The sequence below is a fragment of the Caballeronia temeraria genome (assembly GCF_001544795.2).
GTDB lineage: Bacteria > Pseudomonadota > Gammaproteobacteria > Burkholderiales > Burkholderiaceae > Caballeronia > Caballeronia temeraria.
The window spans coordinates 226421-239573 of the sequence record NZ_FCOI02000007.1 but is presented as its reverse complement, the minus strand read 5'-3'; the positions used below and the strand labels follow the sequence as shown (position 1 = coordinate 239573).

14 protein-coding genes are annotated in these 13153 nt (G+C 63.3%); 10 read left to right on the top strand and 4 right to left on the bottom strand.

Annotated features, from left to right (window positions below):
• The first annotated feature begins 100 nt into the window (after window positions 1-100).
• The 3 genes from AWB76_RS13495 to AWB76_RS13485 are packed head-to-tail and all read left to right on the top strand — an operon-like array spanning window position 101 to window position 4021.
• Window positions 101-1294 carry an acyl-CoA dehydrogenase family protein gene (locus AWB76_RS13495; protein ID WP_061160607.1) on the top strand — a complete coding sequence of 398 codons (1194 nt, stop codon included), beginning with the start codon at window positions 101-103 and terminating at the stop codon, window positions 1292-1294.
• Between the two features lie 17 nt (window positions 1295-1311).
• The gene (locus AWB76_RS13490; RefSeq protein WP_061160606.1) at window positions 1312-2433 is read left to right on the top strand and encodes an acyl-CoA dehydrogenase family protein; all 1122 of its coding nucleotides are present in this window, start codon (window positions 1312-1314) and stop codon (window positions 2431-2433) included.
• A gap of 34 nt (window positions 2434-2467) precedes the next feature.
• The gene (locus tag AWB76_RS13485) at window positions 2468-4021 is read left to right on the top strand and encodes an acyl-CoA synthetase (RefSeq protein ID WP_061160605.1); all 1554 of its coding nucleotides are present in this window, start codon (window positions 2468-2470) and stop codon (window positions 4019-4021) included.
• A 160-nt stretch (window positions 4022-4181) separates the two neighbouring features.
• Here AWB76_RS13485 and AWB76_RS13480 read toward each other — a convergent pair whose 3' ends face one another.
• Window positions 4182-4457, bottom strand: coding sequence for a hypothetical protein (locus AWB76_RS13480; protein ID WP_061160668.1), 276 nt, complete (start codon window positions 4455-4457; stop codon window positions 4182-4184).
• 236 nt (window positions 4458-4693) lie between these two features.
• Here AWB76_RS13480 and AWB76_RS13475 point away from each other — a divergent pair, with 236 nt between their 5' ends.
• Both AWB76_RS13475 and AWB76_RS13470 read left to right on the top strand, forming a co-directional pair.
• Window positions 4694-5266 (top strand): hypothetical protein, encoded by a 573-nt coding sequence (locus AWB76_RS13475; RefSeq protein WP_061160604.1) that lies wholly within the window; start codon window positions 4694-4696, stop codon window positions 5264-5266.
• A gap of 297 nt (window positions 5267-5563) precedes the next feature.
• Entirely contained in the window at window positions 5564-6292 is a 729-nt protein-coding gene (locus tag AWB76_RS13470) for a DUF2968 domain-containing protein (protein WP_063936342.1), read from the top strand.
• Window positions 6293-6355: 63 nt separating this feature from the next.
• Here AWB76_RS13470 and AWB76_RS13465 read toward each other — a convergent pair whose 3' ends face one another.
• Window positions 6356-6667 (bottom strand): hypothetical protein, encoded by a 312-nt coding sequence (locus AWB76_RS13465; RefSeq protein WP_374729926.1) that lies wholly within the window; start codon window positions 6665-6667, stop codon window positions 6356-6358.
• Between AWB76_RS13465 and AWB76_RS13460 the strand changes: the two genes are divergently transcribed.
• Entirely contained in the window at window positions 6666-6908 is a 243-nt protein-coding gene (locus AWB76_RS13460) for a hypothetical protein (protein WP_061160601.1), read from the top strand. The genes AWB76_RS13465 and AWB76_RS13460 overlap by 2 nt on opposite strands.
• Before the next feature lie 55 nt (window positions 6909-6963).
• Here AWB76_RS13460 and AWB76_RS13455 read toward each other — a convergent pair whose 3' ends face one another.
• Window positions 6964-7470, bottom strand: coding sequence for a PRC-barrel domain-containing protein (locus AWB76_RS13455; RefSeq protein ID WP_061160667.1), 507 nt, complete (start codon window positions 7468-7470; stop codon window positions 6964-6966).
• Between the two features lie 111 nt (window positions 7471-7581).
• On the opposite strand from AWB76_RS13455, the gene AWB76_RS13450 reads away from it, so the two are divergent.
• On the top strand, window positions 7582-8253 hold the full coding sequence (locus AWB76_RS13450) for a ribonuclease HI family protein (protein WP_061160600.1): 672 nt from the start codon (window positions 7582-7584) through the stop codon (window positions 8251-8253).
• A gap of 9 nt (window positions 8254-8262) precedes the next feature.
• Here the strand turns inward: AWB76_RS13450 and AWB76_RS13445 are convergent, their stop codons facing one another.
• A complete protein-coding gene (locus AWB76_RS13445) occupies window positions 8263-9012 on the bottom strand; it encodes an SDR family oxidoreductase (RefSeq protein WP_061160599.1) in 750 nt (249 codons plus the stop codon).
• 208 nt (window positions 9013-9220) lie between these two features.
• On the opposite strand from AWB76_RS13445, the gene AWB76_RS13440 reads away from it, so the two are divergent.
• From AWB76_RS13440 to AWB76_RS13430, 3 genes are all read left to right on the top strand, one after another.
• Window positions 9221-10390 (top strand): porin, encoded by a 1170-nt coding sequence (locus AWB76_RS13440; RefSeq protein WP_082864432.1) that lies wholly within the window; start codon window positions 9221-9223, stop codon window positions 10388-10390.
• A 66-nt stretch (window positions 10391-10456) separates the two neighbouring features.
• On the top strand, window positions 10457-11089 hold the full coding sequence (locus tag AWB76_RS13435) for a LysE family translocator (RefSeq protein WP_061160598.1): 633 nt from the start codon (window positions 10457-10459) through the stop codon (window positions 11087-11089).
• Between the two features lie 497 nt (window positions 11090-11586).
• Window positions 11587-13131, top strand: a complete 1545-nt coding sequence (locus tag AWB76_RS13430; protein ID WP_061160665.1) for a peptide MFS transporter — start codon at window positions 11587-11589, stop codon at window positions 13129-13131.
• Window positions 13132-13153: the final 22 nt, after the last annotated feature.

The window sequence follows — 13153 nt, the reverse complement described above, 5'->3', positions numbered from 1 at the left end:
TGCAGCGCGGGGCGCGCGCGGGAACCACACCCCCCATCGTTGGTGGGGATCACGGTTCCTGGCTGACCTACGCTCGTCTGACATTCAAAGGGAGAGACCGATGGACCTCCGCTTCACCGCAGCCGACGACGCGTTTCGCGAGGAAGTCCGCGCGTTCGTGCGGGAACATTTGCCTGCGGATATCCGCGCGAAGGTGGAATCACAGCGGCGTCTGGGCAAGGACGATTTCGTGCGCTGGCATCGCATCCTGCATGCGCGCGGCTGGGGCGCGCCGTCGTGGCCGAAGGAATACGGCGGCACCGGCTGGAGCGCGTTGCAGCGGGTGATCTTCGAGATCGAGACTATCGGTGCAGGCGCGCCTCGCCTGATTCCGTTCGGCGTATCGATGATCGCGCCGGTCCTGATGAAATTCGCCAGCAAGGAGATGCAGGCGCGCTTCCTGCCGCGCATTCCCACGATGGACGACTTCTGGTGCCAGGGCTATTCGGAGCCGGGCGCGGGCTCCGATCTGGCGTCGCTGAGGACGAAGGCCGTGCGCAAGGGCGATTGCTATATCGTCAATGGTCAGAAGACCTGGACGACCTATGCGCAATATGCCGACTGGATCTTCTGCCTCGTGCGCACCGGCAGTGACGGCAAGCAGCAGGACGGCATCTCCATGTTGCTCATCGACATGAAAAGTCCCGGCGTGACCGTGCGTCCCATCAAGACGCTCGATGGCGGCCACGATGTCAACGAGACGTGGTTCGAAGACGTGGAAGTGCCGGTCGAGAATCTCGTCGGCGAAGAGGGGCGCGCGTGGACCTATGCGAAGGTGCTGCTCGGCCATGAGCGCACGGGCATTGCGGGCATCGGTCAGTGTTATCGCGAGTTGCGGCGGTTGAAGCGCTATGCGCGCGAGGCGGCGGATGGCCACGGCGGCCGCATGTTCGACGATGTCCGCATGCGCGACAAGATCGCGCGCATCGAAATGGAGCTGATGTCGCTCGAGATGCTGCTGTTGCGCGTGGCGGCGCAGAGCAAGGGACAGCCGGGACCGGAAGCGTCCGTCGTGAAGATTCGCGGCTCCGAGATTCAGCAGGACATCGCGATGCTTCAGATGGAAGTCGCCGGACCGCATGCGTGGCCGTTCGAGCCGGAGTGGATCGAGCCGGATGCGGCGTCGCCCGTCGAGGGTCCTTCGTGGGCCGCGCCCGCCTGCGCAAGCTATTTCGACATGCGCAAGCTCTCGATCTACGGCGGCACGAACGAAGTGCAACGGGGCATCATCGCACGCATGATGATGCAGGCGTAACGCGGGCGGAGTGACATATGGACTTCGAATACAGCGATGAACAGCAGATGCTCGCGGACAGCCTGCGCCGTTACATCGACGAGCAGTACACCTTCGAGCAGCGCCGCAAGAGTGCGGTCGCGACAGGCGGCTTCGATCGTGGCATCTGGAACGCGCTCGCGGAAATGGGCGTCCTGGGTCTGAACGTGCCGGTGGCGTTCGGCGGCTTCGCTCAGGGCGCGGAAAGCCAGTTGATCGTGCAGCGCGAACTGGGACGCGGGCTCGTGGCGGAACCGGTCATTCCATGTGCGGTGATGCCGGCGGCCGTGCTCGATGCCTATGGCAGCGAGGCGCAGAAAGACACATGGCTGCCCAGAGTCGCGACGGGAGAAAGCACGCTAGCGCTTGCATATCTGGAACCTGCATCGCGATACGATCCGCGCAACGTGCGCTGCACCGCCACGCGTCTCGACGATGGCTACATGCTCGACGGACGCAAATCGCTCGTATGGCACGGAGCGTGCGCCGATGGCTGGCTCGTCACGGCGCGCGCCGGCGATACGGTCGCGTTGTTCCTCGTGCCGCGTGACGCACGCGGTGTTGCATCGAAAGACTATGCGTCGATGGACGGTCAGCGCGGCGCGGACCTTCATTTCAGCAACGTGAAGCTGCCGGCGAGCGCGCTGGTCGGAACGGTGACGAGCGGACTCGATGCGCTCGAGCACGGCCTCGATCACGGTATCGCCGCGCAATGCGCGCAGGCGTCGGGCGCGATGGAGCGTCTCATCGAAATCACGCGCGATTATCTGAATACGCGCCGGCAATTCGGACAGCCTCTCGCGGCGTTTCAGGCGCTGCAGCATCGGCTGGCGGACATGCTCGTGCAGAAGGAGTGCGCGTTGTCGATGGCCTATGTCGCCGCGCAGGCGCTCGGCGAACCGGACGCGTGCAAACGGCGCCGCATGGTGTCGGGCGCGAAGGTCACGGTCGCGAAGGCGGCGCGTCATGTCGGACAGCAGGCGGTGCAGCTGCACGGCGGCATGGGCATCACCGATGAACTGAGCGTCGGCGATTACTTCAAATACCTAACGATGATGGACGTGCTGCTCGGCGACACGGACTATCATATGGAACGCTACTGCGCGGCGATGATCGACTGACGCCGCAGCAATAAAAATATACAGGGAGACGACGGTGTATCTCACGAACAGCCTGCACCGCTGCGTGCAACAAACTCCGGACAAGATCGCGACGATCTTTCGCGGCCGCCAGCGCCACTACGACGACTTCTGCCAGCGCGTCGCGCGGCTTGCGGGCGTGTTGCAGCAGGCGGGCATGAAGGAGAACGACCGGGTCGGCATACTGGCGCTCAATTCGGATCGCTTCCTCGAAGTCATGATGGCCGTGTGGTGGGGCGGCGGCGTGCTCAATCCGGTGAACATTCGCTGGAGCGTGCCGGAAATCGTCTATTCGCTCGATGACTGCGACACCGGTCTGCTCTTCATCGACGATCACTTCATGCACATGGCCGCGCCCATCGCCAAAACGGCGAAGCGCGCGCCGGTGTTCATCCATTGCGGCGATGCGGCCACGCCCGACGGCATGCTGTGCTACGAGCAGTCGATCGAATCGGCGCAACCTGTCGACGATGCCTGGCGCGGTTACGAGGACCTCGCCATCGTCATGTACACGGGCGGCACGACCGGCTTTCCGAAAGGCGTCATGCAGAGCCATCGCAATCTGTGGAGCGGCTGCATTCAGCGCATCGCGGAGACGCCGCCGATCAAGGGCGGCAAGAGCCTGCATGCGGCGCCGCTGTTCCATGCCGCCGCGCTCTCGCGCGCGCTGAACCAGTTCATCGCGGGTGAGACGCATGTCATCGTACCTGCGTTCAGTCCGAGCGAAGTGCTGGCGACGATCGAACGCGAACGCGTCGATGAGGTCGGCCTCGTCCCGACGATGATCCAGGCGCTGGTCGATCATCCCGATTTCTGCAAGCACGATCTGTCGAGCGTGAAACGGCTGGTGTATGGCGCCTCGCCGATCATCGCATCGGTGCTGGAGCGCATGGAGAACCTGTTGCCGGGCGTCGAGTTCTACCAGTCGTACGGACTGACCGAGGCGCTGGTCGTCACCGCGAATCCGCCCGCAAATCATGGCGCGGCGGGGCGCGCGAGCGGCCTGTCGATGTCGGTCGGCACCGCATTGTGCGCAACCGTACTTCGCATCGTCGATGAACAGGGCCGCGAAGTGCCCCGCATGTCGGTCGGGGAGATCGTGCTGCGTGGGCCGAGCGTGACGCGCGGCTATTGGAACAAGCCGGAAGAGACCGCCCACGCGATTCGCGACGCATGGTTGTACACCGGCGACGGCGGGTACATGGATGCGGCCGGGCATGTGTTCATCGTCGATCGCATGAAGGACATGATCGTGAGCGGCGGCGAGAACGTGTATTCGGCGGAAGTCGAGAACGCGATCGGCCGGCATCCCGCGGTGGCGATGTGCGCAGTCATCGGCGTGCCCAGCGACGAGTGGGGCGAGACGGTGCATGCGGTGGTCGTCAAAAAGCCGGGGGCGTCCGTGACAGAGGATGAAATCCGCGAGCATTGCCGCGCGTTTATCGCGCGATACAAGTGTCCGAAGTCCGTCGAGTTCCGCGAGCAGATGCCGTTGTCCGGTGCGGGGAAGATTCTGAAGCGGGAGTTGAGGGCACCGTTTTGGGACGGGAAGGGAAAACGCGTGAATTGAAGGGGCGTTTCTCCACGGCGGAATCTGGCGGCGTCTATCGCCGCGACCGTGGCTGCCGCGATCGTCTTGTACGGAACGGCACGCCTCGTCTTCCCGCCCAGCACTGTTCAAACAAAACGCCGGCGCAAGGCCGGCGTCGTGGACGAAAGCGCGCATCGCGTTATTGTTTTATCGCCCCGGTCGATCTGGAGCCTTGAGACTGCTCCGGCGACATGCCCTGTTCGCGCTGCTGCATCAGCGTTCCGCCGCCCGACGTGCCGGACTGTACCCCGCCTTGCGACGAGTCGCCCGTCTGCGGACGCGGCACGGGCTCGTTCTTGCCTGGCTGCATGTGCTGCTGGCGCTGCATCAACTGATCGCGCGACATTTCCTGCGAAGTCGCACCTGTGCTGGCAAGCGCGAGCAGCGCGCCAGCGATCACGGTCGTGGTTCTCATCTCCATCTCCTGGAAGCCGGCGCCCGCCGCGCCGCTTACAGGATTGTCAGCATCGACCGTGCCGCACCGCTCGGGATTAGGACTGTCCTTATTTATGTCCTAAGCGACAAAAAATAGCCGATAAAAGGATAGGATAATCGACTGGCGATCAGGGCACGGCGCTATTTCAATCCGCGATCCAAACCGTTTCGGGTTGCCTCAATCTTGGTAAAAGACTGCATACCTCGGAGCTTCTCATGTCGGTCACATTGAGCGATCTATTGGAATGGCGCAGCCAACTGCCCGAATCGTCGCACGACGAAGCAAACATGCTGAATGCATTGATTGCGCGTCGTGAAACGGAAATTCGCGCGCGCATTGCTGATTTGATTGCATCCACCAGTCAGCGCGAAAACTGGAAACTGCAACATTGCGCGGCCGTTGCGCGGCGCGTCGAACACACACCGGTTTCGCAACTCGAATTGCTTCACAAATTTTTTCAATGTCGCGAGCAAGGCCAGCAGCATGTCGAAACGCCCGCCGCGCTTTCCGATTTATTCGCCATTGACCGGCCGGAATCCGAAGCGCCCCGCGCGCCGGTGCAAGCAGTGGCGGCTGAAGCCCGCGAACCGGTGGTTCCGTTGCCGGTTGCCGATCTGCACGGCGTAATGGGCTCGCTCGAATCGCGCGTCGCCAGTACGCCGGGAATTTCGGCCGGCATTCAGGGCGTCAGGATCATGCGCATGGTTGCGCTGATGTCGAAAGCGCGCGCCGCGCAGATTGCGAAGATGAGAATGGACGGAACCCAGGCGTTCTATCGCCACTCTTAACGCCGACCGTTTCAATTCGCGCGACGCTATGTTATTCGCGCGATTTTCTGCATTCAGCTTCCGGTGAAATCGACGCAACACATTAGCGTCTTTTCGCATCGTTTGAACCGCAGGACGTGTCGCCTATACTTTGATTTGACAATTTATTCGATCGAAACCGAGCCAAGCCGTTCGTCATGCTCAATGGTTGAGTTCGGCAGTCATCGAATCGAATTGCAATTGTGACGTTTTTGCTTTTTTTGCATCCACGTCACTGCATGAACGCCGGCCCTGAAAAAGGGTTGGTCAGGAGCCAACGTGAAAAGCCTTCTGAGCAGAAGAGGGAGCTTGCTCGACAATGCGCCATCGTTTCTGGTGCGCCAGAAATCGAACGGTGCAGACCACTTCCCCGCGCCCGATATCAACACCGACGACGAACCGGACGACGCGAGCGGTCCGGCGCAACCTTCAACGCGCGTGACGCCGCTGCGACCCGCGAGTGTGCCCGCACCGCAGCCAGGCAAGGCGGCGTTGCAGGCCGCGCAACTCGCGGAATGGCTGGTGGAGCAAGGCTCGCTTACGACGTTTCGCACGTTTCGGAGCTTTGCCTACTCCGCGAGTCTGCTCTTCTATCCGCGCGAGCTGACCTATTACGCGGTCCTGTATAACCAGGACGCCGTCTGGCGTGTGCTCAAAAGCGGCGATCTCGGTGCAGCCGAGTCGGCGTTCCGGCATTTCGTCGAGCACACAATGCGCCTCGCGGACGCCGAAATGCGGCGCGCGCATCTCGAAGCGCAAAACGAGCAGTTCTCGCGTCTGATCGCGGAATCGGAAGCGCAGATCGAACGCGTGCGCGTCGATGTGCAAAGTGGCAGCCAGCACGATCAGGAAGTTGCGCTCAGGCAGCAGGAGATCCGCAAAGAGCTGGCGCAACTGGAAGGTAAGCGCGTCGCCGCACAATCTCAGCTCAACAAGCTGCAGCGCCAGCTTCATCAACTCAATACCGCCGTCAACGAGAACGTGCCGCATTTGCCGACCGTCCGTTGACGTGGACAGGTAATCGTCCGAAGAAAACTTCTCGATCTCGCGTAGAATCGCCCCTTCGGGCAGCTAGTCGAATCTTTCGGCATACTCCGCACCGAGCTTCGCAATGTATGTGCTGAGTCCGCGTCCGGCGCGGGCCAGTCGCTTCATTTCCTCGACGCGCGTGCGACCGGGCACGCGATAGTCATACAAGTATGTTCCGCCGCTGACGAAGCGCACTTTGATGCCGTCGCGCAGGATGTCGAAAGCTTCGACACCCGAATTGCCGGCGAGATTTCGATAGGGCTGCATGATGTCTTCAGACTTGCACTCGCGCAAACGATTGCGCGTTCGGGGCAGGCCTAAAGTTTCGTCGGCCGGGACCGTTAAGGGTGTCATGGATAAAGATCAATTCCCGTTCCTCGACTCGGACGATCCGCACTTTCAACACGCGCGCGCGTTGAGCCTCTCGGTCGGTGCGATTCGCCGCGCGCAGGGCAAGTGCAGCCCGAACGACTACCCGGTCGGCTCGCTCGAATGGCACTTCGCCATCGAGGATTTCGCAGGCGACGTTCTGCGTGCGCTGATGGGCGAGACCGAAGGCGTCGACGCTCAGGTCGGAGAGCGTCCGCGCGACTGACCGCGCGCACGCTGCGCGTCATCTGTGCCGCCCATCGGCGGCGATTTCCCCTTTGTTACAGCTTCACGCCGCCCGCTTCGGGCGCGTCCACGCCGCCGGGCGGGATCGCGCCGCTCGGGCCGACGTCGCTCGTGCGGTCGTTCGACCAGTACGGCTCGCGCCCGTAATGCTGATGCACGGTGCTCGCCCAGACGTGATCGGCCATCGACGGCCACGAATCCTTGTCGAAGCCCGGCGAATTGCGCACCTGCTCGGCTGTCGCGTCGATCCGGAAGCAGTGGCGGTCCGTATCGAGCGTGAGCGCGCTCCACGGCACGGCAAGCAGCTTGTCGCCGATGCCGAGAAACCCGCCGCTCGACAGCACCGCATACGCGATGCGTCCGCTCGTCACATCCAGCATGATTTCCTTCAGCGAGCCGACGTCGTGGCCGTCGCTGCTCTGCACCGAATTGCCGTCGAGGGTGCTCGCCGCCATCACGTCGGGTCCGGGGCCGGCGGCCGTCGCCGCGCCCTTGCCGACGATCTTCGCGCCTGCCGAAGTCGGCTCCATCGGTTGACTCATGATCCGCTCCTTGCTGACCGTTGTGGACGTGTTCCCTTCAGCAACGGCCGTACCCATGACGCGTCGTGAACGTCTGTTAAAGTCGGGCTTCGCTCAATCCGTTCGGTGCCCATGATCGCTTTCGAGGAATTGCTGGCCGTCGCTTACAAAAACGAGCGCATGCAGAGCCGCCGGCTCGCCAGGGGCGCGGCGATTTCCGAGCACGCGGCGCTCGTCAGGACGTTGCAGAAGGCGGCCGGCGAGCAGTCCTTGCGCGATTTGATCGATGCGCGCCGCGCCACGCAAATCCGCCACGCCGATGCGCTGCGCCTGCGCGAAACCCGGCGCGCCGAGCGGCAAAAGCCGCGCGAAACGGGGTTCGATACGACAGGATGGCGCGGCTGGTTCGACGGCTCCGCGCTGCCGAATCCCGGGCGATTAGGCATAGGCGGCGTGCTGCTCGGTCCGCTCGGAGAGCGCGTCGAAATCAGCGCAGCAGCCGGCACGGGCGACAGCAGCGCGGCGGAATATCTCGCGTTGATCGCCGTGCTCGAAGCGGCCGTGCGCGCGGGCGCGACGGACGCGGTCATCTACGGCGACAGCCGCGTCGTGATCGACGACGTGAATATCGCGGACGGCACGGGTATCCGCGCGCTCGCGCAGCACGCTGCGCGCGTGCGTGTGCTTATCGCGCAAATCGGCGATGTCCGGCTGCAGTGGATTCCGCGTGCGCGCAACGATCGCGCGGACGCGCTGTCGCGCAAAACGCTCGACCCGGCGCGCGTGGCGGTCGAAGCGGCCTGACGCGCTTCGTCAGTTCAGATCGCGGACATCGGCGGTCGGCGTGTCTCCGAATGCATCGCTCAACAGATAATCGACGACCTTGCGCGCCGAAGCCTCGGGTGTCGCGAGCTGACCGTCGCGCTTGAGCGTGTCGAAGCGTTCGCGGATCGGGAAGCGTTCGAGATCGGTGCCGCGAATCTCGGCCTGCATGTCGGTGTCCACGACGCCCGGCGCGACGCTGCAAATGCGCAGCGCCGGATTGCCGTCGAGCGCGACCGCGCGCGCGTGATGATCGAGCGCCGCCTTGGTCGCGCAGTAGATGCTCCATCCGGGATAGGCGTTGCGCGCCGCGCCGCTGGAGATATGCGCGATGCGCGTATCGGTCGATTTCCCGCTTATCCGTGACACGGCGGCCGCGAGCATCAGCGGCGCGGCGACGTTGACGCTGACCGCGCGCGCGACGGCGGCCGGATCCTGATCGGCCAGACCGCCGACTGGCGCGAGCACGCCTGCATTGTTGATGAGCAGCACGCGTTGCGCGCCGGAGACGAAGCGCGAAAGCGCGTCGCCCGACAGCCATTCGCCGAGTTTCGACAGATCGGCGAGATCCAGTTCGATCTCGTGCAACTTGCCGGGATGGCGCGCGGCGAGTTCGCCGTTGCGCTGCCGGGAGATCGCGAACACTTCGGCGCCTTGCTCGAGGAGGCGTTCGGCGAGCGCGGCGCCGAGTCCGCGGGTGTGGCCGGTGAGAACGGCGCGAATGGGATGAGTCATGAGCATGGTCGGGTTGACTGAAGTCGTCCGATTCTAGCGGCAAGCGTGGCCGCGCACCGGCTATGCTCAAACGCGCCGATCCTGCAAGATGCGCACGCGCGCAATACGGGCGTTCGTTGGTTCCTGGACACAGATGTGATCGGGCTTCTTTTTTTGACTGACAAGCCTCGTCACAAAACTGAAAATCCTCATGAAAAGAATACGGGAGCCATCCATGCCGAACCACTATCAAGCGTCCCGAGCGGCGTTGCCGATTTCCGAGACCGATCATGTCGCCGCGCGCAGCTCCCGCTCGCTGACATTCCCGATGGCGCTATGCGCGATCCTCGCCAGCTTTCCCGCGGCGGTCTGGGCGCAGAGCTCCGTGCAGCTCTACGGCGAACTCGACGCCGGCATCGCCTACACGAACAACGTGGGCGGCAAGTCGCAGTATCGTCTGACGAGCGGCACCATCGACGGCAGTTACTGGGGCTTGCAGGGCACCGAGGATCTGGGCGGCGGCGCGCGGGCGGTCTTCCGGCTCGAACGCGGCTTGTCCGTCGCGACGGGCGAGGGCCTGAACGATCATCCGACGTATGTCGGCATCGGCTCGGATACGCTCGGCACGCTCACGTTCGGCCGACAGTACGATTCGATCCACGATTATTTCCAGACCTTCACGCTGACCGGCAACACGGGCGGCACGGCCTTCGCGCACGTGCTCGACAACGACAACGCGAACAACTCGTTCCTCGCGTCGAACTCCGTCAAGTACACCAGCGCGAATTACGGCGGCCTGAGCTTCGGCGGCCTCTACGCGTTCTCGAATCAGGCGGGCGGCTTTGCTGACAATCGCGCGTATAGCGTCGGGGCCAGCTATTCGGCGGGCTCGTTTAACGCGGGCGCGGCGTATCTGCACAACAACGGGCGCGGCAACACGACGACCGGCGCGTACGATTCGCTGACGCTGCCCGGCTCGGGCAATACGGTCATCAACGCGAACGTGCAGCGACAGAACACGTACGGCGTCGGCATGAGCTACGAATTCGGCGAGTTCACGTTGAGCGGCGCGTTCTCCCGCTCGATCAACTCCGGCGTCACCGATGCCGATACCGGCGAACTGGTGCCATCGCTCGCGCTCAACAATTACGAGATCAACGGCATCTACAAGCTGACGCCGGCCATTCAGATTTCGGGGATGTACGTCTACACCAACGGCGGCGGCGCGCACTGGCACGAGGGCGCGCTGCAGGTCGACTATCTGCTCTCCAAGCGCACGGATGTCTATCTGGAGTCGGTCTATCAGCGCGCTTCGTCGGGTGCGCCGGCAGTGATCAACACCAACGATCCGTCGAGCGGCCGCAATCAGTTGATGCTGAGCACGGGCATCCGTCATCGTTTCTGACCATTCCGGGGGCGTCGGGCGCGTGCTAACTTGACGGTCTCGTTTCGGCCGGTCAGCAGGTGTCCCATGTCGCTCCAGACGTTCTCCATTTTTCTGCCCGCGTGCTTCGCCATCAACATGGCTTTCGGGCCGAACAACGTGCTGTCGCTGTCGAATGGCGCGCGTGATGGCGTGCGCGCATCGGTGCTGGCGTCGTTCGGGCGGATCGTCGCGTTCGCGATCATGATCGCCATCGCGGGACTCGGGCTCGGCGCGCTGCTGCTCGCGTCGCAAACGCTTTTCACGGCGATCAAGTTCGCCGGCGCCGCTTATCTCGTCTGGATCGGCGTGAAGCTGATCCGCTCGGGACCGGCGCTCGTCGTCAGGGAAGAGGGCGCGGCGCGCGGCCCGGTGAGTCTTGCGCGGCTCACCAAGCAGGAATTCTGGGTCGCGGCAGGCAATCCGAAAGCGATCCTCGTCTTCACCGCGTTCTTCCCGCAATTCGTCGATCGCAGTGCGTACGCGACGAGCTTCGCGATTCTCGGCGCGACCTTCCTGCTGCTCGAACTCGTCGCGATCGTTATTTATGCGGCGCTGGGCGCACGCCTGGGTTCGCTGTCGCGCGGCGCGCGCGGATTCACCTGGTTCAACCGCGTGAGCGGGGCGCTCATGATCGGTTTTGGCGTCATGCTCGCTTTCGTGCGCCGGCCTGCAGCCTGAATCCGATATCGAACCGAACTAATCGCACCGATTATTACATTGAGTCATAAGGAATAACGGCGCATTAAGTCGCCGAGCGTTGCTCATGAGTAAGCTGTGACACGAATAACAACAAAAACGCTATTCACGATCCGCAATAAACTGGCAGCTCATTTGTCTCACGCCATTTTCGGCACGCGATGAAAGCCCGATACCGGCGCTTCCGGCGACGTTACGCCGCGCGCCGGCGGCTTGCCGGCTACCCGATACTGATCGCCGTGTTTCCTGCGTCATCGGTCGGTTTTCATCGTAACGCCCCGCGTTTCGCGTTAATTCACTGTTCGAACGCAATTGAATGTCTCCGATTTGCGATAATCGCGTGTTCGTCGCGGGTAATCGCTCGCGTCGCGATCTGATTGGTTTGCGGAGCGATTTGCGCGCTTCGCTCGTTTCATTGCATGCGACCGGCATCTCGAATTAGGCCGATTCGCTCACCGATGTTTGAAGGATCTTTTCCGATGCATACTCACCCGTCCCGCGCCTCGCAGACGCGCTCCTTCACGACCGTCTTTCTGATCGAAATGTGGGAGCGCTTCGGCTATTACGGCATGGCCGCGTTGCTCGTGCTGTTCATGGTCGACAAGATCGGTTTCACCGACGAGCACGCCAACCTGACCTGGGGCGCGTTCACGGCGCTCGTGTTTTCGGCGCCGTCGATTGGCGGCTGGATCGGCGACAAGGTGCTCGGCGCGCGCCGCACCATGACCGCGGGCGCGGTCGTGCTCGCGCTCGGCTATCTGATGCTCGCGCTGCCGGTCGACACGCTCGGCTTCATGTACGCGTCGCTCGGCGTGATCGTCGTCGGCAACGGGCTGTTCAAATCGAACGCGGCGAATCTCGTGCGCCGTATCTACGAGGGCGATGATGCGCGTCTCGACAGCGCGTTCACGATTTATTACATGGCGGTGAACATCGGCTCGACCTTTTCGATGCTGGCGACGCCGTGGATCAAGGATCAATGGGGCTGGCACGCCGCGTTCGCCGTCTGCTGCGGCGGCATGGTCCTCGGCCTGCTCAATTTCGCGGTGATGCGTCGCACGCTCGCGCACATCGGTTCCGCGCCGGACGACGCGCCGATCCGCTGGAAGCACGGTTTCGCGGTGGCGGCGGGCGGCATCGCGCTGGCGGCATCGACGGTGTTCATCCTGCAGCACAAGGCGGTGGCCGTCGCGTGTGTCTACGCGGCGGGCGTCGGGATTCTCGCGATCTTCGGCTACATGCTCGCGAAGTGCGATCGCAGCGAGCGCGCGGGTCTCGTCGCCGCGCTGATCCTTACGTTGCAGGTGATCCTGTTCTTCGTGTTCTATCAGCAGATGTCGACGTCGCTCACGCTGTTCGCGCTGCGCAACGTCGATCCGTCGTTTGCGATCGGCGGTTTGCAGCTGTTCACGTGGAGCGCGGCGCAGTTCCAGGCGCTCAATCCGATCTGGATCATGCTGTTGAGCCCGATTCTCGCGTTCCTCTACACGCGACAGGCGCAGCGCGGTCACGCCATTCCGGTAGCGGCGAAGTACGCGCTCGGCTTTGTCGTCGTGGCGATCGGCTTCTTCGTGTTCGGCCTGAGCGGGCGCTATGCGGTGGAGGGGCGTGTCTCGTCGTGGTTCATGGTGGCGGGCTACGGCATGTATTCGCTCGGCGAACTGCTCGTGTCGGGCCTCGGCCTCGCGATGATCGCGCGCTATGTGCCGGCGCGCATGAGCGGCTTCATGATGGGCGCGTATTTCGTCGCGACGGGCGTGTCGCAGTATCTCGGCAGCGTCGTCGCGAACTTCGCGCGCATGCCGTCGGGCAATCTCGAGCCGCTGCAGTCGTTGCCGCTCTATACGCATCTGTTCTTCGGACTCGGCTGGCTCGCGGCAGGCGGCGCGGCGGTCGCGCTGGCGCTCCTGCCCGTGCTCGGCAAGCTGTCGCGGGCGCATCAGCGCGCGGTGGAGCAGGCGGTCAACGCCGAAGCAAATGCCCGCGCGCAATCGGCCTCGAAATTGAGTGCAAACAACGTTTGACTTCGATGGATCGTTCGGCCTA